Origin of the sequence: Nocardiopsis alba (assembly GCF_000710955.1) — a bacterium.
In the GTDB taxonomy this organism is placed as follows: domain Bacteria; phylum Actinomycetota; class Actinomycetes; order Streptosporangiales; family Streptosporangiaceae; genus Nocardiopsis; species Nocardiopsis alba.
On the sequence record NZ_BAZE01000001.1, the window covers coordinates 543,544 to 568,454 of the forward strand.

Genomic DNA, 24,911 nt, shown 5'->3' on the forward strand with positions numbered 1-24,911 from the left:
TCCGGATTCACGCTGGCAGGGGTCGGTTTCGGAATTGATCGCCTTCTTTTTCCCATGTTTCTCGGAGTGATTTCCCGCCCCCTCTCGGAGGACCTCGTCCACGTTCCGTGTCGGCCCGGACCTCGACTTCCCCGTACACCCCTCCTCTTCCACCGCCCTCACCGAGGGGGGTTCTCGCGCCCGTCGGGGATCGGACGGCCCAGGTTGGAGCCCGAACAACACTCTCCACAAATTGGACATTAGGCGTATAACCACTAGGAGACCCAAGACCTGACGAACATGCGGCGTACGCCTCTTCAAGGACCGGGTCGGGTGGTATTTTTTGTGACCTGTATCCTGGACTCGGTTAACAAGCGGGCGATCGAGGAATACAATCCTGGGAGTCGACCACTTCCCCACCTCAGACAAGAGGACGGCGATGTCTCGTTTCACCTCCCCCGATTTCCTGAGGCAGGCGGGGGACAATCACGTCCGGGCCGAACCCCCGCCCCTCGTCAACCTGACCAGGGCCGATATCACCCGGCTCCGCTCCTTCCACCTGAAGGGCAAGGACCACTTCGAGGTGGATCGGGAGTTCGCCGCCCGAGCCGACCGGATCGTCCCCGGCTTCGTCGATCTCGTCCTGGGGGAACGCGCCTTCCTCCAGCGCGCCGTCCGCCACCTGGTCGCCGATCTGGGCATCACCCAGTTCCTCCAGGTGGGCGCGGGGCTCCCCGCCCCGGGCGACCCGCACGAGATCGTGCGCGAGACCACCTCCGAGGGCCGCGTCGTCTACGCCACCTCCGACCCGGTCGTCCTCACCCACCACCTCGCCCTCATCCGTGACGGCCGCACCACCACCGCCCTCAAGGCGGAGCTGGGTCGACCGGAGGGGCTGCTGGAGGACCGCGAGGTCCACGACTTCCTCGACCTGGACCGTCCGGTCGGACTTCTGCTCACCGGCGTCGTCTCGCACACCCCGGACGCCGTCGCGGCCTCCCGCTCCATCGCCGCCCTGCGCGACAGGCTCGCCCCGGGCAGCCACATGGTGCTCAGCCACTACTGCCGTCCCGACCCCGTGCGGTATCGCAAGGACGCGCTCAGGGCCGAACAGCTCCAGGAACTGTTCCTCGGCGACCTCGGCCACGGCCACTGGCGTACCGAGGAGGAGATCTCCGCCTTCTTCGACGGCTGGGAGGCCGTGCCGCCCGGCCTGTTGCAGGCCCAGAAGTGGCGGACGATGCCCGTGGCCCCCCCGGTGTACGGCAGCTACCAGATGCCGCACCGCAACCGTCGACTGATCATCGGCGGCGTGGGCCGGATCTGAGCCGCGTCCCGGCCCCACGCTCCACCGTCCTTCCCCGACGAGGGCGACACCACCCTGACCCTCCGCGTCGAAGCCCTTCCAGGGACCGGCAGCGGACAGGGTGGATCATCACGGTTCCCCGCCCCCACCGATGGGATCGGCCCCCTCACCTCGATGTTCCACCCCTCGGTGTCCCCGTCCCCCGAAGAACCGGCGGAGCGGCCAGCCCGTACCTGTAGGCGGCCACCACCAACTGCGCCCTGTCCCGCGAGCCGAGCTTGGTCATCGCGCGATTGACATGGGTCTTCACCGTCAGGGGCGAGAGGAACAACCGGTCGGCGATCTCGGCGTTGGACAGCCCCTCGGCCACCAGAACGGTCAACTCCCGCTCGCGCGCGGTCAGCTCCGCCACACCCGGATGCGCGGCGGAGACCACGGGCGTCGGCGACTCCAGGAAACGGCGGATCAGTCCCTTGGTGGCCTCCGGCGACAGGAGGGCGTCGCCCCTGACGACCGCTCGGATACCGGCCACCAACACGGACGGTTCCACCCCCTTGCCGAGGAAGCCGCTCGCTCCCGCGCGCAGCGCCTGGTAGACGTACTCGTCGATCTCGAAGGTCGTCAGGATCACCACCCTGACGCCCGCCAGGGTCGAATCCTCGGTGATCTCCCGGGTGGCGGTCAGACCATCGGTCCCCGGCATGCGGATGTCCATCAGGATCACGTCGCATCCGGTCTCGCGTACCAGCGCGACGGCCTCCGCGCCCTCCGAGGCCTCGCCCACGACCTCGATGTCCGGGGCCGCGTCGATCAGGACACGGAACCCTCCGCGCACCAGGGCCTGATCGTCGGCGAGCACCACGCGGATCGTCATACGCCCTCCTCGCCTCCCGGCACCGGTTCCCGTCGATCGTGGGCCTCACCCGCGGGTAGGAAGGCCCGTACCAGGAATCCGTCGTCCACGTTCCCCGTCCACAGGTTCCCCCCGACCGCGGCGACCCGCTCCCGCATACCGATGATCCCCGACCCGGACCCCTCGGTCGATCTCCTCCGCCGCTCGGTGGAAGGGGGCAGGGGGTTGCGCACGTCGATGGACAGGCCACCCTCCCCGTGCCGGAGCCGGACCCGGACACCGCCTCCGCCGTGCCGCCGCGCGTTGGTCAACGCCTCCTGGACGATCCGGTAGGCCACCAGGTCCGTCCCCGAGGGGAGCCCGGCCGGGGCGCCCTCCACCCGGTAATCGACCGCTACCCCGGCCTCTTCGAACGCCTCGACGAGCTTCGACAACCGTTCCAAGCTCGGGGCGGGGGCGGTGGGCGGCCCCTCTCCCTCCTCCGCCCGCATCACGCTGAGCAGGGCGGACATCTCCGCGAGTACCGATCTTCCCCCCTCGCGCACGTGCGTCAGGGCCCGTTCGGCCTCGTCCGGGTCTTCGCGCAGGAGATGGGCGGCCACCTCGGCCTGCACGTTGATGAGGGTGATGTTGTGCGCGACCACGTCGTGCAACTCCCTGGCGATGCGCAGCCTCTCCTCCATCACCCTGCGCCGCGCCTCCTCCTCACGTCGCTCCTCGGCCCGGCGGGCCCGATCCCGGAGGTCGGCGAGACGTTCCCTGTGGACCCGCACCGAATAGCCGATGGAGACCGCCGCCCCCACCGAGAGGACCCACCACAGCGCGCTCGGGGCGAACAGGTACTCCCCTCGCGACAGGTCCGCGACGGTGAGGCACAGGGCGGAGAAGAGCCCGATCCGCACGGAGACGCCTCGTTCCCTCCGCGAGGCCACGCTGTACAGCGCCACCCCCAGAGCGATCTGCAACGAGGTCTGGAAGACACCGAAGACCGCCACCAGGACGCATCCGACCAGCGATACGAACGCGACCCACACGGGGAGACGGTCACGGAAGGCCACGGGGGCGCAGGCGAGCGCGCCTCCGATCACACTCACCGCGCCGACGGCGCCCTCCACCGGGTCCGTCGCCGCCAAGACCATGGTGAGGACGAACAGGGCGACGGCGAGCGCCGCGTCCAGCGGCCGGGGCAGTGCCTTCGAAGGGATCCCCACTCCCGCCGCACCTCCACCCGCTTCGTCCGTCCGACCCAGGATCGTACAATCCGTGGCCGCGCGCATACGACGATCGCAGTATGTGCGAAGCCCGCGCCCGGAGGACGACAGGCTCCGGGCTCCCCCGGCAGAGTCGTGGACATGGAGCATCCATGGTTCGGAATCGGCTTGGGCGTTCTGTCGTGCGTCGCCTACACGGCTGCGGCGGTGACGCAGTGGCGACTCGACACGATCCTGTCGACGCCCCTCACCACGAGGCGGGCCGTGTTCGATCTGTTGCGGCATCCCCTGTGGTGGATCGCCACCCTGCTCAACGTCGCCCGTTCGGTGTTCCAGGTCGGCGCTCTGGCTCTGGCCCCCCTGAGCGTGGTGCAGCCTCTGGGGGTGCTGGTCCTGGTCTTCTCCGTCCCCTGGGCGGCGCGTCTGGACCGCCGATCGGTGACCGCCCGGGAGTGGAAGGGCGTCCTCCTCACCGTCCTGGCCCTGACGGTCCTGCTGGCGATCGCCACCACCGGAGGCGCGGGACGCACCTTGGACCCCGGAGAGGCCCTCGGTCTCACCCTGGGTTCCCTCGCGCTGCTGGGCGCGGGCGCGTGGATCGCCGGACTCACCTCCCCCGCCCGACGCGGTCCGCTGTCGGGCGTCCTCGCCGGAGCGGCCTTCGGGATCGCCTCGGCGCTGGCCAAGACGGCCGTGGACACCACCTCCGGCGGCGGTTCGGCGGTCGAGGCCCTTCCCTCCGTCCTGGGTACCGCGCTCGTCGCCCTCCTCGGCCTGTTCCTGTCCCAGGCGGCCTACCGGGGTCTGGAACCGGGCGCGCCCTTGGGCGCCACGGTGTTCGCGAACCCGGTCACGGCCACCGTGATCGCGATCGTCCTCCTGGGAGAGACCTACGGCGGCGGGCCGGTCGGCGCGGGCGTCGCACTCCTCTGCGTGCTCTTGTGCGGCTACGGGCTCACCCTCCTGACGAGTGTCCGCGAGACCGGTTCCGGATCGACGTCCATGGATCGTCCCCCTCTTCCATCGGCCCCCGCGAAGGAGGCGCACCGGTGACCGGATCGGAGCGGGAGGTGCTGGCCGCCAAGTTCAGCAGGATTCTCCCCCTTCTCAACGAACGCGAACGGCGTGTGCTCTTGGGCGCCGAGGCCTGGGCCCTGGGTCACGGAGGTATCCGGACCGTGGCGCGTACGGCGGGGGTGTCCGAGGCGACCGTCTCCCAGGGCGTCCGGGAACTGGGGCTCCGGACCGGGGTGGACCCGGGACGGGCGCGACGCGCGGGCGCCGGCCGCAGACGACGCACCGAGGAGGATCCCGGCATCCTTCCGGCGCTCTCGGCGCTCCTGGAGCCGGAAGGGGAGGGTCCGTCCCCCTCCCCGCTCCGGTGGTCCGTCAAGTCCACCCGTGAACTCACCGCCGAACTCGGGGAACAGGGACACGTCCTCTCCGCGGACACCGTCGCGAAACTGCTGAGGGAACAGGGCTTCCTCCTCCAGGGCCCCCGGTCCGCCTATGGCGGAAAACGCAGGGAGGGGCGCCACGAGCGGTTCCGCGCCATCAACGACCTCGTGCTCGCGTTCGAGACCTCCGGAGACCCCGTCGTCCACCTCCGTGCCAGGCGGCGGATCCTAGAACCGCCCGAGGGGACCGGGCCTCAGGACTCGAACGACCGATGCGAACCCTCCTCCGACGAGCACTCCGTCTCCTCGGCCCTGGCGACGCTGCGCATGTGGTGGACCTCCCATCGAAGCCGCCGGCCGAGGGGCGAACGCCTCCTCATCGTCGTCGATTCGGGGGAGCCCCACGACGGTGCGAACGGGATATGGGAGGAGCGGATCCGGCACTTGGGGAGGCGGTTCGGCGTCCGGGTGTCGTCCACCCATCTGCCTCTGGGGATCTTCCGTTGGCGGGAGAGCGGTGAGGGCCTGAGGACCAGGTTCCTCCAATACTGGCCCGATGGTCGGAGCGTGGCCTATGAGACGGGGATCCGCCTGGTCTCACCTTCCCGGGCGCTCGATCCCCGTTCGACGGACATCGCGCACACGGTTTCGAGTGACGATGAATAACTCTGGGATCTTCACCCATAAGTTCCTTCATGGTCCAGCCATTCCGGAAGCGATGCCGCACTTGAGAACGGCCGAATAGAGCCAGAATAATTATTCGACGGTCCCCCTTGTCCAGATCCGGCCAAAGCACCACCTCCACCGACATCGATCTCACTGAAAGATCAGACCAGAACCGCATCCACCTGCGATGATTCCCATGGATCCCCATGAACGCACCACATCAGAGAATCGTACTTTAATCTGCGAAATCAACTCAAAAAGCATTTGTCGCACCGACCGACGCACTCTTGACCCTCGAACCGGGGCGCGGTTAACGTCTCTTTCATCGCCGGGGATATCTCCGCCCCGTCGAGACCCTCCGAGAAACCGGGAGCGACAATGGACGAAGAAAAGATCGGCAACGAAATCTCCGCCTACGAGACTCCGACCGTCACCGAGATGGGCGCGTTCTCCGAGGTCACCCTCGGCCGCCCCAACTGGGGATTCGAGAACGACTGGTCCTGCGTCCGGGTCTGCTGACCCGATCTCGGAACCGGCCACCGCCCGGAACGACCGAACGGGCACTCGGGGTCGCGCCGGCGCCGCTCGGGCGTCGGCGCGCTCATGGCCTGAGGACGAGGAATACAGGGCGAACTCGAAAGGCCTCTCGGAGAAAAATGAAGTTCATCGTTCTTCCCTCCACGGGCGACGTGGCCGGAGTGTCGATCGAGCGTCTGGCGCGGACACACCTCCAAGTCGTTCATCGCGCGTCCGGGAGGCCGTGGATCATCGGTGACTGGGACGAGGGCGACGTCTACAAGGCGAGGATCGGGAACAGGAGGGTCGTCCTCTTGGGACGGTTCCTCATGGACGAGCCCGCCCTTCTGCGCGTCCTCGACTCGGCCGAGAGCCTCTCCGACCTCTCCCGGGTCACGGAGGAGATCCCGGGAAGCTACCACCTCGTGGCCGAGCTGGACGAGGGCGTCCGGATCCAGGGGACACTCTCCTCCGGCCGCCAGATCTTCTACTCGAACCGGGGCTCCCCCGTCCTGGCCGCCAGCGACCCCGCCCTGCTGCTCCCGTTCGTCGGACGCGAGTGGGACCGCTCGATCCTGGCCTCACGACTCATCGCGCCCTGGCCGCCCTGGCCGGTGAGCGAGATCCCGGTCTGGAAGGGGGTCTCCGCCCTCGCCCCGGGCCACTTCCTCCAGGTCGACTCGCGGACCGGTACCGCGCGCCAGGTCCGCTGGTGGTCGCCCGAGGAACCCCACCTGACGTTGGAGCGGGGGGCCGAGCTCCTGGCGTCCGCCGTTCACGACGCCGTGCGCAGCCGCGGCCGAGGACGGACCACGGTGAGCGCCGACCTCTCCGGAGGTCTGGACTCCACCGGTCTCTGTTTCGTCGCAGCCGCCACGGGCGTACCCCTCGTCACCACGAGGTGGCAGGCGACGGACGTGGCCGACGAGGACGAGGCATGGGCTCGCAAGGCGGAGCGGCGACTCCCCGAGGCCCGGCACCTGACCTTCGACCGACGCTCCGCCCCCGGCTGGTTCACGGAGCTGCTCCCCCGGCGCCCCGGCGTACACGACCACGAGGGCCCCTTTCCCTGGATCCGCACCCGCGGCCGGCTCGCCCACGCGGCCGAGGCCGTGGCGGATGAGGGGTCCCGGACCCACCTGACCGGCCATGGCGCGGACGAGCTCTTCTTCGCCACACCGCTCAACCTCCACTCCCTGGCCCGAACACATCCGGCCAAGGTGCCGGCCCACGTTCTCGGCTACCAGGCCCTGTACCGCTGGAGGACCGCTCCGACGCTCAGAGGGCTGGCCGATTCGAGCACGTTCTCCGCCTGGTTGGGGAAGGTCACGGACTCCCTGCGCGCCCCGCTGCGGGAGTTCTCGACCGCACCCGACTTCGGATGGGGCCTCTCGGGCCGGATGGCCCGGTGGGTCGCCCCGGAGGCCGTCGAGGCCGCCTCCGAGGCGCTGAGGCGCGACGACGTCCTCTCCCGAGGCCCTCTGTCCCGTTACCGGGCACAGCACGCCTCCTGGCAGGACGCGCGTCTGTGCGGAGACACGCTCCGGAAGGTGAACCACATCACCCGCGCGCACGGGGTCTCCTGGGAGGCCCCCTATCTGGACGATCGGGTCATGAGGATCGCTCTGAGCGTCCGCTTCGACCAATGGTCCATGCCGGACCGCTACAAACCCCTCCTCGTCGAGGCACTGCGCGGCACGGCACCGCCGGAGATCCTCGAACGCTCCACGAAGTCCGAGTACAGCGCGGAGGCCTACACCGGACTCCGGAGGAGTCGCGAGGCCGTCGCCGAACTCTGCGACGGAATGAGACTCGAAGAACACGGCCTCGTCGACGCCGAGGCCTTCGGCGGGACGGTCTTCAACCCCCCGTCCTCCTCCTTCGGGATCATCCCCGTCATCAACACACTGGCCTGCGAGTCCTGGCTCCGGAGCATCGAGGACGGAAGCAGGGAGAAGGACCTCGTATCGATCCTGGAAGGCTGAGGATGGAATTCATCGACGACACGTCCATCATCTCCACCGAGACCGAGGACGGGATCGTTCTTCTGGACCAGAGGAAGGGCGTGTACTGGCACCTGAACGGTACCGCCGCGGAGATCCTGCGCTCCCTGAGAGAGGACGGGGATCGGGACGTCGCCGTCGCCGAGATCCGGGACAGGTACGGGATAGACGAATCCCGGGCCAGGAACGACGTCGAGGACCTGATCCGGTCGCTCGAATCCGTGGGGGTGCTGCGGCGATGACGGTACCCGTGGCCCTCGAACGGAGCACGCGACCGCCCCTGAGGTATCGCCTCCTCGCGAGGTGTGTCGTCCTCCCGGCACGTCTGATGACACGGATGAGCCCCGGCCGTATCCGGAGCGTCCTCGCCTTCCTGGCGGGCTCCGCCGGCCCCGCCGGCTTCGCGGAGGCCCTGGCCGCGCGCAACGCGGTGGTCCACGTCAGCCGCAGGTGCGCGGGCCCCGGTTGCCTACAGCGCTCCATCGCGACCTTCCTCCTCTGCCGGATCAGGGGGACCGTGCCGGAATGGTGCACGGGTGTCCGTGTGTCCCCGTTCCGGGCGCACGCCTGGGTGGAGGTCGACGGCTCCCCCGTGGGAGAGCTCGGGGAAGTACGGCACTTCCACAAGGTCATGACGGTGAGGCCGGTGATCGTGGTCCGTGATGATGACTGAGATCGTCGCGCTCGCGGCGCAGTACGCGCTGTTCCTGATCTTCCTGGCCGCCTGGGTCGGGAAGATCAAGGGCCCTGGGCGTTTCAGCGGCTTCGCGACGGTGATCTCCCGGTTGACCGGGTGGTCCCCTCCTACGGCGCGGGCCGTGGGCGTCACCGTGGTCGCCGGTGAGGTCCTCGCCTGCCTTCTCCTGATCTCGCCCCTCACCGCCGCGGCGGGGGCCGTCGTGGCCCTGACCCTGCTCACCGCCTTCACCGGGGTGGCGGTCAAGGCCCTGTGGAGCGGTATCCGCTCCGAGTGCGCCTGCTTCGGCGGATCGGATTCGGCCATCGGTTACGCCATGATCGTGAGGAACCTGCTCCTGATCGCCCTCGCCCTGCCACCGCTCGTCGTACGGGCGGACCTCGCGGACCTCTCGGCCACCGGCGTGGTCGCGGTGGCGCTCGGAGCCCTCGCGATCGCCCTCCTCCTCATCGGGTTCTACGATCCGCTCGCCCGCCGCGCCACGGCGGCGATCATCGCGACCCGTCGGGCGACGCGACCCCGGGCCGGGACGGCGGGGGGTGGCGACGATGTCGGGTGACTCCATCGAGGTCTCGAAGGTCGGGAAGGTGTTCGGAAGCGTCCGGGCCCTGAACGACGTCTCCCTGTCCGTCTCCCCCGGAGGGGTGCTCGGTCTGCTGGGACACAACGGGGCCGGCAAGAGCACACTCATCAACATCCTCTCCGGGGTCCTCGAACCGACCACGGGAACGGCGACGGTCGCGGGGTTCGACGTGGTCTCGCAGGCGAGCCGGGTCCGACGTCGTATCGGTGTGGCCGGACAGTACGTGGCCCTGGACGAACAGATCTCCGGGCGGGACAACCTCGTCCTGATCGCACGGCTGTTGGGGGCGTCCCGTAAAGAGGCACGAGAGCGGACGCACGAGCTTCTGGAGCGGTTCGGCATGACCGAATCCGCCGATCGCGCGGTGCGCACCTACTCCGGCGGCATGCGAAGAAGGATCGATCTCGCCGCGAGCATCGTCGGCGGCCCCGAGGTCCTGTTCCTGGACGAGCCCACGGCGGGGCTGGACCCCGAGAGCCGCGCGGAGCTGTGGGCGATCGTCCACCGACTGACGGAGGAGGGCGTCACCGTCCTCTTGACCACGCAGTACCTGGAGGAGGCCGACCGTCTCTCCGACCAGGTGGTCCTCCTCTCCCGGGGACACGTCGTCGCCTCCGGCTCGCCCTCGGAGCTGAAGAGGGGCGTGGGCCGGAGGAAGGCGTCCCTGGGGTTCAACGAGAGAGAGCGTTTCTCGGCCGCCCGGGACGAGGTCCGGAGGATGGGACTGGTCGCCGACATCGGTGAGGCGAACTTCGACATCGACATCACGATCGCCTCGCCTCGCGACCTGGGGGCCGTGATCCACGCCCTGGAGGAGAGGAATCTGGGGATCGACCGTCTCCGGCTCTTCGAACCCAGCCTCGAAGACGTCTACCTCGCCCATGTCTCCACGCGATGAACGCGGCCACGAAGCGATCGGTGAAGGACCCGATGACGATCGACGCCAGAGCCCGAAGGTCCACCGTCCCTTGGAAGTCCGTGTCCTGGCGGGGCTGTTCCGTCCCCCTACAGATCCACATCCTCACGACCAGGGCGCTCCGCGCGCTCTGGATGGATCCGAAGCTCGTCCTCGTCAGTGTCGCCTCGCCCCTGGTCATGCTCCTGGTCCTGAGCCAGGTCTTCACGAGCATCAGCGAGACCCGGAGCTTCCCCGGAGGGGTCGACTACATCCAGTTCCTGCTGCCCGCGATCATGATCATGGGCGTCCTACAGTCCGGCATGGGATCCGGGGCGGCCTTGGGCCAGGAGATCAAGAACGGTTTCGTCCATCGCATGCGCACCCTGCCGGTGTGGCCGGGATCCGTGCTTCTGGGAAGAAGCGCCTCGGACCTGCTGAGGAGCCTGATACAGCTCTCCGCGTTGTCGACCGCCGCGCACCTGTTCTTCTCCTTCCACGCCCCCGGTGGAGCGGTCGGCATGGGGGTCGCGATGCTCATCGCCCTGATGGCCGGGAACTGCCTCGGCTGGGTGTTCATCGCCATGGCCTGCTGGTTCCGCAACGCCGAGGTCATGCAGACCTTCTCCGGCCTGGCCATGTTCGCGCTCATGTTCGGCACCAACGCGTTCGTCCCTTTGGACGGCCTGCCGGACTGGCTGCGGAGTCTCTCCCACGTCAACCCCATGACCTACGCCATCACGGCGGCCCGAGGTTGGATCCTGGGCGAACCCGACATGAGCGCCACCCTCTACGCGGTGATCGGAAGCGCGGTGATCGCGCTGCCCTGCGCCCTCCTGGCCGTCAAGGGGTTCGCACGCCCCCTCGGAACGAACTGACACCGATCGGATCATGAGAAGTCGACTGGAGACCACCGTGCCTCTTCAACACCAAGTCAGGTTCCTGCGCTCCGCCCTCGCCAGCATGCGGGACACCGGAGCCGTATTGCCCAGCGGGCGACCGCTGGCGTACGAGCTGGCCCGGTTCCTCAGGGGCCGGGCCACCGGACGCCCGGTCCGTGTCCTGGAGGTCGGGGCCGGGAACGGGGCCGTCACCCGGGTGCTCTTCGCGCATCTTCGACCCGGAGACCATCTCGACGCGGTCGAGGTGAACAAGGAGTACGTGGAGGACCTGACCGAGACCCTGGCGGAGGCGGCCGACGGGTCACCCGGGACGGGGTACACGATCCACACGGCCGATATCCGGGACCTCGCCCCCGAGGCCCCCTACGACCTCATCGTCTCCGGTCTCCCCTTCGCGAACTTCACCCACGAGGAGACCCGCGACATCCTGGACTTCTACATGAAGCACATCGCCCCGCGAGGACACATGTCCCTCTACGGCTATCTGTTCACCCGGGAGTTGAAGGCGGTCACGGCCTCCCGCGCCTCCTACACGCGTCAGAGGCTCTCCCAGCGGCTCGTGGACCGGTTCGTACGCGACCATCTCGTGGTGTCGAAGAGGGTCTGGCGCAACGTCCCGCCCGCCTGGGTGCACCACCTGCGTCGCGAGACCGCCTGAAGAAGACGACCGAGGGCCCGCCGGATGACTCCGACGGGCCCTCTCCCGCTCCCGCGATTGGACTCGAACCAATAACCTGCCGGTTAACAGCCGGCTGCTCTGCCGATTGAGCTACGCGGGATCGCGTCGTCGCCCGACCCCGTAGGCCTTGGCGACACCAATAGACTAGCGCCTTTTCGAGGGTGCTCGGGACGGTCTCCCGTATTCGGAGCGGTGTTCTCCGCCCCGCCTTCCGTCGAACGCAGTGAGGGCCCGCCGGATGACTCCGACGGGCCCTCTCCCGCTCCCGCGATTGGACTCGAACCAATAACCTGCCGGTTAACAGCCGGCTGCTCTGCCGATTGAGCTACGCGGGATCGCGTCGTCGCCCGACCCCGTGGGCCCTGGCGACACCAATAGACTAGCGCGCTTTGAGAGTGCTCGGGACCGGTGTCGACCTGTGTGGCCGGAAGCACGACAGGGTAACGTCGGGGCACGGACCACTCCGACCGTCACCAAGGCCTTAAAGAGGGACCCATGCGCTACCGGATCACGTTCGTCGCCGGCCTCGCCATCGGATACGTCTTGGGCGCCAAGGCGGGCCGAGCCCGCTACGAGCAGCTCGCCCGTACCGCGCGCAAGGTGGCCGACAGCCCGCTCGTCCAGGAGGTCGCCGGACTCGTCGGCGCCCAGGCGGGCAACGCGGGCCGGGCCGTCTACGACAAGGCCGTGGAGAAGATGCCCATCACCTCCGTGCGGGACTTCCTGGCCCGTCCCACCGAGGACGAGGAGATCGAGCTCATCGAGTGGGAGACCCACACCTCCAACGGGGCCGGCCCCGGCGCCGGCGGAGATCGGAACACCTGACCATGGCCCTGTTCGGGCGGGACGTACCCGCCGAGATCCGCTCCCGGCTGCGGCGCGGTGAGCGCGTGCTCGCGCACGCCTCCGTCGCCGCGGCCCCGGGCGGCACCCCCCTCCCCTATGACGGACCGCCCCTCCTGGTCGCCACCACCCGCGCCCTGTACCTGCCGGACGGCCGTGACGTCCTCTGGCAGAACATCGACCAGGCCCGGTGGGGCACCGAGACGTTCACGTTCGTCGAGGAGGGCCACGGAGAGCACATCATCCGGTTGCGTTCCGAGGAGACCGGCGACGCCGTGGACTACCGCAGGATGGCCGAGGCGGTCTCCGAGCGGGTGACCTCGACCATCCTCGTCAACCGGTTCGTCCCCTTCCCCTCCCCCGACTCCACCCGCGGTTTCCGTCTGGTGGCGCGTCGTCCGCCCTTGGGCGGCGAGATCGACTGGCGCGTCCATCTGGGCGAAGGTCTCGACCCCGAGGACCCGGAACTCTCCGAGGCCGTCTCCCGCGCGCTCTCGCTGCTCCGGGAACAGATGGGCGTCTGACCACCGGTCGGCGGTGTCCGGGGTCCCGGACACCGCCGACCTCGCACGGCCTCAGCCGGCACTCTCCTTCTTCTCTCGCGCGTCGATGCCCCGCGCGAGCACCTCCGCCAGGTGGAGGGGGCGTCGGTCCGCGCCCTGTTCGATCTGGGTCCGACAGCTGTAGCCGTCGGCCAGGACCAGGGTGTCCTCCGAGGCCGCGCGCACCCTGGGCAACAGTTCGCGTTCGCCGATGGCGGCGGAGACCTCGTAGTGGCCCTCGGTGAAGCCGAAGTCGCCGGCCAGACCGCAGCAGCCCGCGTCGAGGACCTCGCCGTCGATCCCGGCCCGGGCGATCAACTCCCGATCGTCGTCGAAGCCCATCACGGCGTGCTGGTGGCAGTGCACCTGGGCCAGGGCAGTGGCGTCGACGCGGGGCGGCTCCCAGTCGGGCGCGTACTTGTTGAGGAACCCCGCGAAGGTGTGGACGGACTCGGCGACCCGTCGGCTCTCCTCACCCGGTAGGAGCTCCACCAGGTCGTGTTTGAGAGCCGCGGTACAGCTGGGCTCCAGCCCCACCACCGGCAGCCCCTGGGAGACCAGCGGGGACAGCGCGTTCACCGCTCGGCGCATCACCGCGCGGGCCACGTCCAACTGTCCGGTGGAGACCCAGGTCAGACCGCAGCACACCTGCCCCTTGGGCAGGACCACGGAGAAGCCCGCGTCCTCCAGGACCCGGACCGCACCGATCGGGATCCGGGGGTCGAGGAGGTTGCCGAACGTGTCGGGCCACAGCACCACCTTGGGCCCTCCCTGGCGTCCCTCGCCCCGGTTCATGCGGCGGCGGAAGGCCCGGGTGAAGGTGGTGGGCGCGAAGGCGGGCAGATCCCGCTGGGCGGCCACCCCGGCCATCCGCTTGGCCAGCGTGGACACCCCGGGCAGACGCATCATCCGGTTGGCCTCGTTCGGGGCCAGCGCGGCCAGACGGGCCAGGAGGGGTAGCCAGCCCATCGAGTAGTGCGCGGCCGGCCGCACCCTCCCCTTGTAGTGCTGGTACAGGAACTCGGCCTTGTAGGAGGCCATGTCGACGTTGACCGGGCAGTCGCTCAGACATCCCTTGCAGGACAGGCACAGGTCCAGGGACTCGCGTACCTCCTCCGACCGCCAGCCGTCGGTGATGACCTCGCCGTTGGCCATTTCGAACAGCAGGTGGGCGCGGCCACGCGTGGAGTGCTTCTCCTCCTGGGTGACCTGGTAGCTGGGGCACATCACCCCCGGCCCGCTCTGACGGCGACACTTGCCCACACCGGAGCAGCGGCGCAGCGCCTTCGCGAACTCTCCGTCGTCCTCGCCGTAGGCCAGCGTGGCCTGGGAGAGCAGGGGGAGTTCGGGCCGCAGGTCGGTGGCGACCCGCACGTCGGAGTCGAGGGGCAGCGGATCGACGATGATCCCGGGGTTCATCAGCCCCTCCGGGTCCCAGATCCGCTTGAACTCGCCGAAGGCCCGGATGAGGCTCTCGGGGTACATGCGGGAGAGCAGTTCGGAGCGGGCCTGTCCATCGCCGTGCTCGCCGGACAGGGAGCCCCCGTGCCGGACGACGATCCCGGCCGCCTCCTCCATGAAGGCGCGGTACTCCCGCCGCCCCTCCTCGTGGGTGAGCTCGAAGTCGATGCGCACGTGCAGACATCCGTCGCCGAAGTGCCCGTAGACCACCCCGTAGCGGCCGTGACGTTCCATGAGGGCGTCGAAGTCACGCAGGTAGGCGCCCAGGTTCTCCGGGGGCACCGCGGCGTCCTCCCACCCGGACCAGGCCTCCGCGCCCGTGGGAGTACGGGAGGTGAGCCCGGCCCCCTCCTCCCGGATCCGCCACAGGGCCTTCTGGTGGGCAGGGTCGGTGACCACGGAGGCGTCACGGGGGCGGTCGTCGCCCTCCAGGCCGGCGATCATCGTCTTCGCGGCCTCGGCCGCCTCCTCCGGGTCCCCTCCCGCGATCTCCACCAACAGCCACGCGCCGCCCGCCGGCAACGCCACCCGCGAACGGGACCCGTCGCGGTCCAGCGCCGCGACGATACGGTCGTTGATGCCCTCGACCGTGAGCGGCGAGTGCCCCAACAGGGCGGGGACGGCGTCGGCGGCGGACGGGGCGTCGTCGTAGCCCAGCACCGCCAGAGCGCGGGCGGGCGGCGATTCGACCAGGCGCACCGTGGCGCCCAGGACCATGACGCAGGAGCCCTCGGTGCCGACCAGGGCCGCGGCCACGTCGCGCCCCTTCTCCGGAAGCAGCCGGTCCAGCGCGTAGCCGGAGACACGGCGGCGGAACTCGGGCATGGCGGTGCGCAGCTCGGCCCGATGGGTCTCTACGAGACGGGCCAGCGCCGCGTGGATCTCCCCCTCGCGTCCCGGACGCCGGGTCAGTTCGGAGAACTCCTCCGCGGTGTGCCCGGAGCCGACGGTGAGCCGGGTTCCGTCGGACAGGAGCACGTCCAGGGAGACGATGTTGTCGGCGGTGGTGCCCCAGGCCACCGAGTGGGAGCCGCAGGCGTTGTTGCCGACCATGCCGCCGATGGTGCAACGGCTGTGGGTGGAGGGGTCGGGTGCGAAGGTGAGCCCGTGTTCGGCCGCGGCGGCGCGCAGGTCGTCGAGGATGACGCCGGGCTGGACGGTGGCGGTCCGGGCTACGGGATCGATGTCGAGGATGGAGCGCAGGTGGCGTGAGGTGTCGATGACCACGCCGGTACCGATGGAGTTGCCCGCGATGGACGTGCCCCCACCGCGAGGGACGACGGGCACCCCGTGCGCGGCGCAGACCCTGACGGCCGCGACGCAGTCGTCGACGGTCTCCGGGACGACCACGGCCGTGGGCACACGACGGTAGTTGGAGGCGTCGGAGGTATAGAGGGCGATCGTGCCCGCCTCCATGGCGACGGTGCCACGGACTGCGGACTCCAGATCCCCGCGCAGTGCGGCGAGGTCGGGGCTTGCGGTACTGCTGTGCGGCTCGGACATGTCCACAGAGTGACGCGGCCCTCATCGCCCTGGCAACCGCGGCGCGCGGCCGGGACCGCCCGTCGTTCCGCCTTTCGCGCCTGTCAGCCCAAGGACTCGTCCATGGCCCGGACGAGCTCGCCCTCGGCGTCCATGTCGAGGTTCCAGACCATCATCCCGGCCAACCCCCGGTCACGGACGTACTCCCCCTTGAGCTCGATGACCCGAGGGTCGTCGTAGGTCCACCATTCGTCGCCGTCGTAGATCCAGTAGGCCCCGGCCTCCTCGTCGAGAAAACGCTCGCCGTCCATCGCCTGAAGGTCGGCGAAGGCCCGGGTGGGGCCGTCGTAGTCGTCGTCGGCGGGGCCGGTCGCCGTCTGTCCCCGCCCGTCCCGCTCGGCGGGCACCCCCTGCCAGCCGCGCCCGAAGGCCGGAACACCCATCACCAGTCGATCGGCGTCCGCCCCGAGTTCCTCGTAGCGCCGGACGGCCCGGTCGACGCTGTTGGCCTCCGGATCGTGCTCGGGGGGATAGAGGTTGGAGTGGTGGGTGGTGCGTTCGTTCCACGGCCCGGAGAAGTCGTACCCCTGGACCGTGGCGAAGTCGATGTCGTCGAAGATCTCCGGATCGTAGGCCTCGGCGTGCTCCGCGCCGCCGGGCAGGGAGACGGACAGGATGTACTCCTCCCCGGTCTCCTGTGAGAGTTCGTCCATCTGCCGACGGAACTCGGCGACCAGGAGCGTGAAGTTGGCCGGGTCGTCGGGATGCTCCACGTTGTCGGGGTTGCCCTGTCCCCCGGGCCATTCCCAGTCCAGGTCGATGCCGTCGAAGACCCCGGCGGCCACGCCCTCGCCGCCCTGGGGTTCGCCGTCCCGGACCGGCAGGTCCCCGCGCAGCCACAGGTCCAGGCAGGAGGCGACGAAGGCCTCCCTCGACTCCGCGGTCCGGGCCGCGGTGGAGAAGTCCACCGACAGGTTCCAGCCGCCCAGGGACAGGCTCGCGCCCAGGTCGGGATCGAGTTCGCGAAGCTTCCTGAGCTGGTTGAGGCCCCCCGCGAGCTCCTGCTCGTAGTCGTCGGCCTCGCCGTCGACGCTCTCGTCCGCGTCGTAGCGGCGTTGGTAGAGCTCCCAGGGCTGATCGTGCCGGTCCTCGGGGATATGGCACAGACCGTTCTCGTCGATGTCCCCGAAGGCCCACATGATCCGGGTCAACCGGTCGGCGGCCCCGCTCGCGCGCAGGTGTTCGATGGTGAAACCGCGGTTGGCCACGTTCCAGTCGGCGAAGTAGCCGATCCGGTGGAGCGGGCGCTGGTTCACGAGGACGAGGATCCCCACGACCAGGACCACGGCGACGACGGCGGCGCCCAGGACCAGGAGCGGGCGCCGGCCGGAAGGACGTTCGGAACCGGAGGGACTCGACAGGGCGTTCACACCTCGACCGTAGGGGCACAGAGGTGTTCCGGAGAGGTCGTTCGCCCCATGTCGGCCACATGAGGCCGTTCACGGGTCGGAGGGAACCCGCGCCCCTCCTCGAACGTTGTAGCGAGGCCGGAGCGCATCGGCCCGCGCCGAAGGGTCAGCCGCCGTGCAGGAAGTCCTTCAGGGTGCCCGCGCGAGAAGGGTGGCGGAGCTTGGCGAGGGTCTTGGCCTCGATCTGTCGGATGCGTTCGCGGGTCACCCCGAACTCCCGTCCGACCTCCTCCAGGGTCCGGGTGCGCCCGTCCGCCAGGCCGAACCGCAGCCGGATGATCCGCCGTTCGCGTTCGGACAGGTCCCCCAGGATCACCCGGAGCCGCTCTTGGAGAAGGGTGAAGGCGGCCGCCTCCACCGGGGCCACGGCGTCGGAGTCCTCGATGAAGTCGCCGAAGTCGGACTCCTCCTCACCGATGGGCGCCTGAAGGGAGACGGGTTCGCGGGCCAGTCGTTGGATCTCCAGGACGCGTTCGCCCCCGAAGCCCGCGGCCGAGGAGATCTCGGCGACGCTGGGTTCGCGTCCGAGTCTCTGGTGGAGGCTGTGCTGGACCCGGACGAGCTTGTTGATGGTCTCGACCATGTGCACCGGGATACGGATGGTGCGGGCCTGGTCGGCGATGGCGCGGGTGATCGCCTGACGGATCCACCAGGTGGCGTAGGTCGAGAACTTGAAGCCCTTGGTGTAGTCGAACTTCTCCACCGCGCGGATCAGACCCAGGTTGCCCTCCTGGATCAGGTCCAGGAACGACAGTCCACGCCCCATGTAGCGTTTGGCGATCGACACGACCAGCCGCAGGTTGGACTCGATGAGTCGCCGTTTGGCCCGTCGTCCCTCCTCCGTGAGGGCGTCGAGTTCGTCCTGGGTGCAATGCCGGTCTCCGGAACCACGCCGTTGGGCGTACAGGCCGACCTCGACGGCCTTGGCCAGCTCCACCTCCTCCCGAGCGGTCAGCAGGGGGACCTTACCGATCTCGCGCAGGTAGAGACGGACCAGGTCGGAGCCGGAGCGACGCCCCGGGTCGGAGGAGGGCACGGCCTCCTCGGGGGCGGCCACGTCGACCCCGCTGCGGGACAGGTCGGAGATCGTCCGGTCCAGGGCCTCGGGGGGCGCGTCGAGGCGTTCGAGAACGGACGCGACCTCCCCACGAGTCACCGTTCCCCGACCGGAATCGGGAAGAAGTCGGACCACCTGACTCAGAGGCGGCGTTCCATTGGTCACAGCCGTGGGAGACATCAGTACATTGTGCCCATATCCCCACTGAAACGGGGAGAAGTACTATTGTCACCCTTTTGCTACATACTCTCGACGCCACCCTCTTGCAGGGCACGTTTCTGCTGGCCGAGGCGCATGAGGTCGGCGAAGATCCGATCGAACTCCTCCGGTTGCGCGGCCTGGTCGATCCGGTGCAACTCCGACTTGAGGTTTGACTCGCGACGGTTGATGGAATGAGTCTTGATCGTGCTCAACATTTCCCGCGCGAAATGTTCATCGAGTTCTCCGTAGAACTCGATCTCCTCCACACCCAGGCGGGTGACGAAATCGCGCTGGAGTTCGTTGGGGGCCGCCTCGCGCAGGGCGATCGGCCAATGCTGAGGATCGGCCACCGACGAGACGCCGCCCTGATCCCGGATGATCCGGAGCACCGCCTGGTGCTGGGGGACGGTGAAGTCCTCCTCGGTGAGGGAGTCGAAGCCCCGCGCCAAATGGGGGTACTGGATCGCGAGCTTGAGCGCCTGGCGCTCCCGCTGCACCGAGGGGTCGCGCAGGTCGTAGGGCGCCTCCTGGGCGTCCGGGGTCGGAGCCGGAGCGGCCTGCCTCGGGCGGTCGGCACCACCGCGCGCACGGCCCCGGCCCATGTGCTGGCGGACCCGGCGCAGCACGAAGGCCTCGTCCATCAGCCCCAGCCAACGGTCCAGGTTCTTGCCATAGGTCAGACGCACGCCCTCGTCCCGGATACCGGCGACCACGGGGGCGGCGGCGTCCAAGGCGGCGATACGCCCCTCGGCGTTGTTCAGGTCATAGCCCTCGACGATGGTCCGGATCATGAACTCGTACAAGGGGCTGGCGCCGTCGACCAGGTCCGCCACCGCCTGAGGACCGTGCTGAAGACGCAGGTCGCAGGGGTCGAGACCGTCGGGCTGGACGGCCACGAAGGTCTCCGAGGTGAAACCGTGCTCCTCGGCGAAGGCCCGGACGGCCGCCTTCTGGCCGGCCTTGTCGCCGTCGAAGGTGAAGACGACCCTGCCGCCCTGATTGGAGCGGCCCAACAACATGCGACGCAGGATCTTGAGGTGGTCCTCGCCGAAGGAGGTGCCACAGGTGGCGACCGCCGTGGTGACCCCGGCCTCGTGGCAGGCCATCACATCTGTGTAGCCCTCGACGATGACCGCCTCGCCCTTACGGGAGATCTCCCGTTTGGCCAGGTCCATCCCGTAGAGCAGACGCCCCTTGTGGAAGATGGGGCTCTCCGGGGAGTTGAGGTACTTGGGGCCGTCCTCCTCCTCGGCGAGCTTGCGCGCGCCGAAGCCGACGACCTCGCCGGTGACCTCGCGCACCGGCCACAGCAGCCGGTTGCGGAAACGGTCGTAGGCGCCGCGCCGCCCCTGGCTGGCCAATCCGCCCTCGATCAGTTCGGCGTCGGTGAAGCCCTGGTGGCGCAGGTGGGTGGTGAGGTTCTCCCAGCCGGCGGGGGCGAACCCCAGACCGAACCGTTCGGCGTGCACCCGGTTGAACCCGCGCTCGTCCAGGAACCGTCGGGCGGCCACGGCCTCCGGGGTCAGGAGCCGCTCGGCGTAGTACTCGGCGGCGGCCTTGTGGGCGTCGAGCAGACGTCGACGTTTGCCCTCGTCGCGTCGGGCGGTGCTACGGCCGCCCTCTTCGTAGCGGAGCGTGATCCCGGTCTGGCGGGCCAGGGACTCGACGGCCTCGATGAAGCTGAGGCTGTCGATCTTCTGAACGAAGGAGATGACGTCCCCGCCCTCCCCACAACCAAAACAATAGTAGAGGTTTTTGGCCGGGGTGACGTTGAAGGAGGGGGACTTCTCGTCGTGGAAGGGGCACAGGCCCTTCAGCGATCCGCCTCCCGCGTTGCGCAATTGGAGGTACTCGCCGATCACGTCGGCGATGGGGGTGCGCTCGCGTACGAGGGCGATGTCTTCGTCTCTGATCCGTCCTGCCACGGTGTTCAGGGTAGTTCTCCTCGAGCACGTTCCGGCCATCGCCCGGGGTTCGCCGGGGGTCCACCGTCCGGCCATCCCGGTGTCGGACGCCGGTCGGCGACGCGGAGCAGGCTGGGGATCCTCACATCCCCCAGGAGGTGCGCCCCGTGCGTGCTCAGGATCAACGGTCCGATCGGTACCGGAGATGGATCGTACTGTCGGGCGGTGCCGTGGTGGCGGTACTGGTACTGGCCCTCGGCCTCGTGGTGATCGACCGCTTCGGCGGTTCCCCGGTGGTGGTCGAGGGGGTCGTCGGCTCGGAGAAGGTCGATCTGTTCGAGGACGAGAGGGTCCGGGAACGGTTCGCCGAACTCGGATACGACGTTCGGGTACGCCCTCAGGGCTCCCGATCGATGGCCGAGCGGGCCGACGAGTCGGACTTCGTCTCCCCCGGTTCCGCGGCCGCCTCGGAGCACATCCGCGGCCTGCACGGCGTCGAAGACGAATACGACCCCTTCAGCACGCCCATGGTGATGCTCGCGCACGGCCCCATGGCCGAGGCCCTCCGGGAGGAGGGGGTCGCGCGCGTCGCCGAGGACGGCACCTGGTCGCTGGACCTGGCCGCCTATCTGGAGCTGACCGAGGACCGCGTCCGTTGGCGCGATCTGCCCGGCGACGCGGTGAGTTCGAGCAACCGCAACGAGGTGCTGGCCCGCACCACCGACCCGCGCACCTCGAACTCGGCGGCGATGTACGTGGTGGTGCTGTCCTACCTGCTCAACGACGAGGAGGTGGTCACGCCCGGTTCCGTGGACGAGGAGCTGACGTCCACACTGGCCCGGTTGTTCCTGGCCCAAGGGCAGCCCCCGGAGTCCTCACGTCAGCCCTTCGAGCAGTTCCGAGACCTGGGGCCGGGGCACACCCCGCTGCTGTGGGCCTACGAGTCCCAGTACGTGCACGCCGCGGTCCTCGGCCCTCCCCCACCCGAGGACTCGGTGGTGATGTACCCGGAGCCGACCGTGTTCTCGACCCACACCATCGTGCCCTTCACCGAGGCGGGTGACGAGGTGGGGCGTCTGCTGACCGAGGACCCGGAGCTGCGCGGGCTGATCTCCGAGCACGGTTACCGCACCGAGGACACCGGGCGTTTCCGGGAACTGGTCGAGGAGTACGGGCCTGCCGTGCGGACGGGGATCGGCGACGTGGTGCACTCTCCCGCCTACGAGGCCCTGGAGGCTCTGCTGAACGCCATCGAGCAGGAGTACGAGGACACCGGAACGGCCCCCGCGGCCCCGGAGGACGCGTTCGTCGGACGTTCCGGGGGTGGACGGACGTGAAGGGTCGCACACGCGCGGGGGCCGGCGCCCTGGCGGCGCTCTTGGCCGTGAGCGCCTGTTCCTTCGTCGAAGGCGCGGGGGTCGCCGGGACTCTGAGGGTTCTGGCCGGCAGCGAACTGGCCGACATGGAGCCGTTGTTGGCGGAGTCGGCCGAACGGACCGGCGTCGAGCTGGTCCTGGACTACTCCGGCACGTTGGACGGGACGGAACGGATCGTGGCGGGCGCCGTCGAGGACTACGACGCGGTGTGGTTCCCCTCCAACCGCTACCTGCACCTGGTCGACGGCGACCGTTCGTCGGTGCGCGGCGAGACCTCGGTGATGCTCTCCCCTGTGGTGTTGGGGGTGTCCGCCTCGCGGGCCGAGGAGCTCGGCTGGGTCGCCGGGGACGGAAGCGTCTCCGGGGTCACCTGGGAGGACGTGACCCTGGCGGTCGAGGAGGAGGGGTTGACCTACGGCATGTCCAGCCCGGCCGCCTCCAACTCGGGTTTCTCGGCCCTGATCGGCGCGGCGTCGGCGATGGCCGACAGCGGTGCCGCGTTGGAGCGCGAGGACGTGGCCGGGGTGGAGGAACGGTTGGCGACGTTCTTCTCCGGTCAAGAGCTCACCGCCGGATCGTCGGGGTGGTTGATGGAGGAGTTCGAGCGGCGTCGGCGCGACGCCTCCGGGTCGGGGTCGGTCGTCCCCGACGGGGTGGTGAACTACGAGTCGGTGCTGATGTCGTACGTCCCCGAGGCCGGCGAGGATCCGCTGGTCCTGGTGTATCCGGAGGACGGGGTGGTCACCGCCGACTATCCGCTGACCCTGCTGGCGGGCGCGTCGGAGGAGGCCGCGGCCGCCTACGAACGGGTGGTGGCCGACCTGACCTCGGCCGAGGTCCAGGCCCGTATCGCCGAGACCACCTTCCGTCGTCCGGCCGCGGCCGGTGTCTCGGAGCGTGGGTTCCCCTCGGTGGTGGAGCTGCCGTTCCCCGCCCGTCGGGAGGTCGTGGACGAGTTGGTGGCGGCCTACTTCTCGGAGCTGCGCCGCCCGGCGCGCACGGTGTACGTGCTGGACGTGTCCGGGTCGATGTCCGGCTCCCGGATCTCGGGGCTGCGTCGGGCGTTGACCGTGTTGACCGGGGCGGACGAGGGGCCGCTGTCCTCACGCGGGCAGGTCTTCCAGGAACGTGAGGAGGTGACGCTGCTGCCCTTCTCGGACGAGCCCGGGGAGCCGGTCTCCTTCGTGGTGGAGCCGGAGGGCGCGGACCGCGCTCGGCGGGGGTTGGCGGAGGAGATCGCCGCTCTGGAGGTCGGCGGCGAGACCGCGGCCTACGACGCCGTGGAGGCGGCGTACTCCCTCGTGGAGGAGGCCGGAGAGGACGGGTACCTGTCGTCGGTGGTGCTGATGACCGACGGTGAGGTGAACCGGGGGCTGGACCTGGACGGGTTGTTCGCCTCGTTGGAGGGGCTGCCCTCTCACGCCGCGGCCGCGCCGGTGTTCACCGTGCTGTTCGGCGAGGCCGACGCCGAGGAGATGGAGCGTCTGTCGTCCCGGACGGGTGGTCGGGTCTTCGACGCCCGCGACCTGGACCTGGAGGAGGTGTTCCGGGAGATCCGGGGCTATCACTGAGTCCCCGCGCCGCTCAGCGTCGCGGGGTCGTCCCGGTGAGGTCCGCGTGCAGGAGGGCGGCCGAGGTGTCGGTCAGGGAGGCCACCTGGTCGATGATCACGCGCAGCGCCCCGGCGTCGTCGGTGGCCGCCTCGTAGGAGGCCCGGAACTGAGGTTCCAGGGCCTCGGGGGCTCCGTGCAGGAGGGCGTCGACCAGTTCGGTGAGGACGCGGCGTTCCTCCGCCTGGTAGATCCTCGCCTCCTCACGGGACATCACGAAGTGCGCGGCCACCGCCTTGAGCAGTGCGCACTCCAGCAGGGTCCGTCGCGGGAGGACCAGGTCGGCGCCGTAGCGGGTGAGGCGTTCGGGGCCGTGGACCTCGCGAGTGGCCTGTTCGGCGGCGCGGCAGAAGCGGCCGATGAGCTCGCTGGTGAGGTTCTTGAGGGCGGCCAGGGAGGCGAGGTCGCCGGTGAACGCTTCGGGCCACACGGGTTCGGCGAGCAGGTCGGTGTAGACCTCCTCCAGCTCGGCGGTGCCGGCGTCGCAGTAGTGGGCGGCCGCCACCCGACAGATCTCGGCGCGTTCGTGGGGGTCGCGCAGGGCGGACATCCTCACCAGGCCGGCGTGCAGGGCGTCCTCGACGTCGTGCACGGAGTAGGCGACGTCGTCGGACCAGTCCATGACCTGTGCCTCGAAGCAGGTGCGGCCGAGGGGTGCTCCCTCCCTCAACCAGGTGAACACGGCGACGTCGTCGGGGTAGCAGTTGAACTTGGCGGTGTCGCCGCCCTCTCCACGGCGCCAGGGGTACTTGACGGTGGCGTCGAGGGTGGCGCGGGTGAGGTTGAGGCCGGCGCTGCGTCCGTCGGGGTCGATGACCTTGCCCTCCAGCCGGACGAGCAGGCGCAGACTCTGGGCGTTGCCCTCGAACCCTCCGCAGGAGGCCGCGGCCTCGTCGAGGGCGCGTTCGCCGTTGTGTCCGAAGGGCGGGTGGCCCAGGTCGTGGGAGAGGCAGGCGGCCTCCACCAGGTCGGGGTCGCAGCCGAACGATCGGCCGAGTTCCCGGCCGATCTGGGCGCACTCCAGGGAGTGGGTGAGCCTGGTGCGGGGGAAGTCGCTGATCCCGAGTCGGACAACCTGGGTCTTGGCCGACAGACGGCGCAGTGCGGAGCTGTGCAGGACCCGGGCGCGGTCGCGTTCGAAGGGGCCGCGCCTGCGGCTCTTGCGGGACTCGCGGGCGTAGCGTTCGGTGTCGTTCGCCCGGTAGCCGTGGGCCGAGGTCTCGCCCGGGGTGCTCGTCATGGTCGCGACCCTACTTCTCGACGATGACGAAGCACGCCC

The 24,911-nt window shown here is 69.5% G+C and carries 22 protein-coding genes and 2 tRNA genes; 15 read left to right on the plus strand and 9 right to left on the minus strand.

Translation table 11 applies throughout. The annotated features are described in order from the left end of the window. Positions 1-418: 418 nt before the first annotated feature. Positions 419-1,306, plus strand: coding sequence for an SAM-dependent methyltransferase (locus tag TR33_RS02305; RefSeq protein ID WP_014910771.1), 888 nt, complete (start codon positions 419-421; stop codon positions 1,304-1,306). 145 nt (positions 1,307-1,451) lie between these two features. Here the strand turns inward: TR33_RS02305 and TR33_RS02310 are convergent, their stop codons facing one another. Next, complete coding sequence (locus TR33_RS02310; RefSeq protein WP_017534148.1) at positions 1,452-2,159, minus strand: response regulator transcription factor; 708 nt, start codon at positions 2,157-2,159, stop codon at positions 1,452-1,454. Beyond that, positions 2,156-3,349 carry a sensor histidine kinase gene (locus tag TR33_RS02315; RefSeq protein WP_042281088.1) on the minus strand — a complete coding sequence of 398 codons (1,194 nt, stop codon included), beginning with the start codon at positions 3,347-3,349 and terminating at the stop codon, positions 2,156-2,158. The genes TR33_RS02310 and TR33_RS02315 overlap by 4 nt, the downstream gene beginning before the upstream one ends. Before the next feature lie 141 nt (positions 3,350-3,490). Between TR33_RS02315 and TR33_RS02320 the strand changes: the two genes are divergently transcribed. From TR33_RS02320 to TR33_RS02360, 10 genes are all read left to right on the plus strand, one after another. Further along, positions 3,491-4,402, plus strand: a complete 912-nt coding sequence (locus TR33_RS02320; RefSeq protein ID WP_042281297.1) for a DMT family transporter — start codon at positions 3,491-3,493, stop codon at positions 4,400-4,402. Beyond that, positions 4,399-5,412 carry an ISAzo13-like element transposase-related protein gene (locus tag TR33_RS02325; protein WP_042281089.1) on the plus strand — a complete coding sequence of 338 codons (1,014 nt, stop codon included), beginning with the start codon at positions 4,399-4,401 and terminating at the stop codon, positions 5,410-5,412. The genes TR33_RS02320 and TR33_RS02325 overlap by 4 nt, the downstream gene beginning before the upstream one ends. Before the next feature lie 378 nt (positions 5,413-5,790). Next, positions 5,791-5,931 carry a lasso RiPP family leader peptide-containing protein gene (locus TR33_RS26310; protein ID WP_014911574.1) on the plus strand — a complete coding sequence of 47 codons (141 nt, stop codon included), beginning with the start codon at positions 5,791-5,793 and terminating at the stop codon, positions 5,929-5,931. Between the two features lie 137 nt (positions 5,932-6,068). Further along, positions 6,069-7,913 carry an asparagine synthase-related protein gene (locus tag TR33_RS02330; protein WP_042281091.1) on the plus strand — a complete coding sequence of 615 codons (1,845 nt, stop codon included), beginning with the start codon at positions 6,069-6,071 and terminating at the stop codon, positions 7,911-7,913. Between the two features lie 2 nt (positions 7,914-7,915). Beyond that, positions 7,916-8,173, plus strand: a complete 258-nt coding sequence (locus TR33_RS02335) for a lasso peptide biosynthesis PqqD family chaperone (protein ID WP_014908438.1) — start codon at positions 7,916-7,918, stop codon at positions 8,171-8,173. Next, positions 8,170-8,604: a lasso peptide biosynthesis B2 protein gene (locus tag TR33_RS02340; protein WP_026124932.1), complete on the plus strand. Its 435-nt coding sequence runs from the start codon at positions 8,170-8,172 to the stop codon at positions 8,602-8,604. Before TR33_RS02335 ends, TR33_RS02340 begins: the two co-directional genes overlap by 4 nt. Then, a complete protein-coding gene (locus tag TR33_RS02345) occupies positions 8,594-9,187 on the plus strand; it encodes a MauE/DoxX family redox-associated membrane protein (protein WP_020379946.1) in 594 nt (197 codons plus the stop codon). The genes TR33_RS02340 and TR33_RS02345 overlap by 11 nt, the downstream gene beginning before the upstream one ends. After that, positions 9,177-10,109, plus strand: coding sequence for an ABC transporter ATP-binding protein (locus TR33_RS02350; RefSeq protein ID WP_202421642.1), 933 nt, complete (start codon positions 9,177-9,179; stop codon positions 10,107-10,109). Before TR33_RS02345 ends, TR33_RS02350 begins: the two co-directional genes overlap by 11 nt. Positions 10,110-10,141: 32 nt before the next feature. After that, positions 10,142-10,984 carry an ABC transporter permease gene (locus TR33_RS02355; RefSeq protein WP_042281096.1) on the plus strand — a complete coding sequence of 281 codons (843 nt, stop codon included), beginning with the start codon at positions 10,142-10,144 and terminating at the stop codon, positions 10,982-10,984. Positions 10,985-10,997: 13 nt separating this feature from the next. Continuing rightward, positions 10,998-11,666, plus strand: a complete 669-nt coding sequence (locus TR33_RS02360) for a class I SAM-dependent methyltransferase (protein WP_042281098.1) — start codon at positions 10,998-11,000, stop codon at positions 11,664-11,666. A 48-nt stretch (positions 11,667-11,714) separates the two neighbouring features. Here TR33_RS02360 and TR33_RS02365 read toward each other — a convergent pair. Both TR33_RS02365 and TR33_RS02370 read right to left on the minus strand, forming a co-directional pair. Further along, positions 11,715-11,787: transfer RNA gene (locus tag TR33_RS02365), tRNA-Asn, on the minus strand. Between the two features lie 162 nt (positions 11,788-11,949). Continuing rightward, positions 11,950-12,022, minus strand: a tRNA-Asn gene (locus tag TR33_RS02370). 160 nt (positions 12,023-12,182) lie between these two features. On the opposite strand from TR33_RS02370, the gene TR33_RS02375 reads away from it, so the two are divergent. Both TR33_RS02375 and TR33_RS02380 read left to right on the plus strand, forming a co-directional pair. Next, positions 12,183-12,512: a hypothetical protein gene (locus tag TR33_RS02375; protein ID WP_042281100.1), complete on the plus strand. Its 330-nt coding sequence runs from the start codon at positions 12,183-12,185 to the stop codon at positions 12,510-12,512. Positions 12,513-12,514: 2 nt separating this feature from the next. Beyond that, positions 12,515-13,054 (plus strand): hypothetical protein, encoded by a 540-nt coding sequence (locus TR33_RS02380; protein WP_017534159.1) that lies wholly within the window; start codon positions 12,515-12,517, stop codon positions 13,052-13,054. A gap of 51 nt (positions 13,055-13,105) precedes the next feature. Here the strand turns inward: TR33_RS02380 and TR33_RS02385 are convergent, their stop codons facing one another. From TR33_RS02385 to dnaG, 4 genes are all read right to left on the minus strand, one after another. Beyond that, entirely contained in the window at positions 13,106-16,036 is a 2,931-nt protein-coding gene (locus TR33_RS02385) for an FAD-binding and (Fe-S)-binding domain-containing protein (RefSeq protein ID WP_026124934.1), read from the minus strand. Positions 16,037-16,119: 83 nt separating this feature from the next. Then, positions 16,120-17,445 (minus strand): glycoside hydrolase family 18 protein, encoded by a 1,326-nt coding sequence (locus tag TR33_RS02390; RefSeq protein ID WP_042281102.1) that lies wholly within the window; start codon positions 17,443-17,445, stop codon positions 16,120-16,122. A 145-nt stretch (positions 17,446-17,590) separates the two neighbouring features. Next, positions 17,591-18,676 carry an RNA polymerase sigma factor RpoD gene (rpoD, locus tag TR33_RS02395; protein ID WP_042281104.1) on the minus strand — a complete coding sequence of 362 codons (1,086 nt, stop codon included), beginning with the start codon at positions 18,674-18,676 and terminating at the stop codon, positions 17,591-17,593. 104 nt (positions 18,677-18,780) lie between these two features. After that, positions 18,781-20,667: a DNA primase gene (gene dnaG / locus TR33_RS02400; protein WP_042281106.1), complete on the minus strand. Its 1,887-nt coding sequence runs from the start codon at positions 20,665-20,667 to the stop codon at positions 18,781-18,783. A gap of 146 nt (positions 20,668-20,813) precedes the next feature. Here dnaG and TR33_RS02405 point away from each other — a divergent pair, with 146 nt between their 5' ends. Both TR33_RS02405 and TR33_RS02410 read left to right on the plus strand, forming a co-directional pair. Then, a complete protein-coding gene (locus TR33_RS02405; RefSeq protein WP_042281108.1) occupies positions 20,814-21,983 on the plus strand; it encodes a hypothetical protein in 1,170 nt (389 codons plus the stop codon). Next, positions 21,980-23,593, plus strand: coding sequence for a vWA domain-containing protein (locus tag TR33_RS02410; RefSeq protein WP_042281109.1), 1,614 nt, complete (start codon positions 21,980-21,982; stop codon positions 23,591-23,593). The genes TR33_RS02405 and TR33_RS02410 overlap by 4 nt, the downstream gene beginning before the upstream one ends. A 13-nt stretch (positions 23,594-23,606) precedes the next feature. On the opposite strand, the gene TR33_RS02415 is transcribed toward TR33_RS02410, so the two are convergent. Continuing rightward, on the minus strand, positions 23,607-24,872 hold the full coding sequence (locus TR33_RS02415; protein WP_014908750.1) for a deoxyguanosinetriphosphate triphosphohydrolase: 1,266 nt from the start codon (positions 24,870-24,872) through the stop codon (positions 23,607-23,609). Positions 24,873-24,911: the final 39 nt, after the last annotated feature.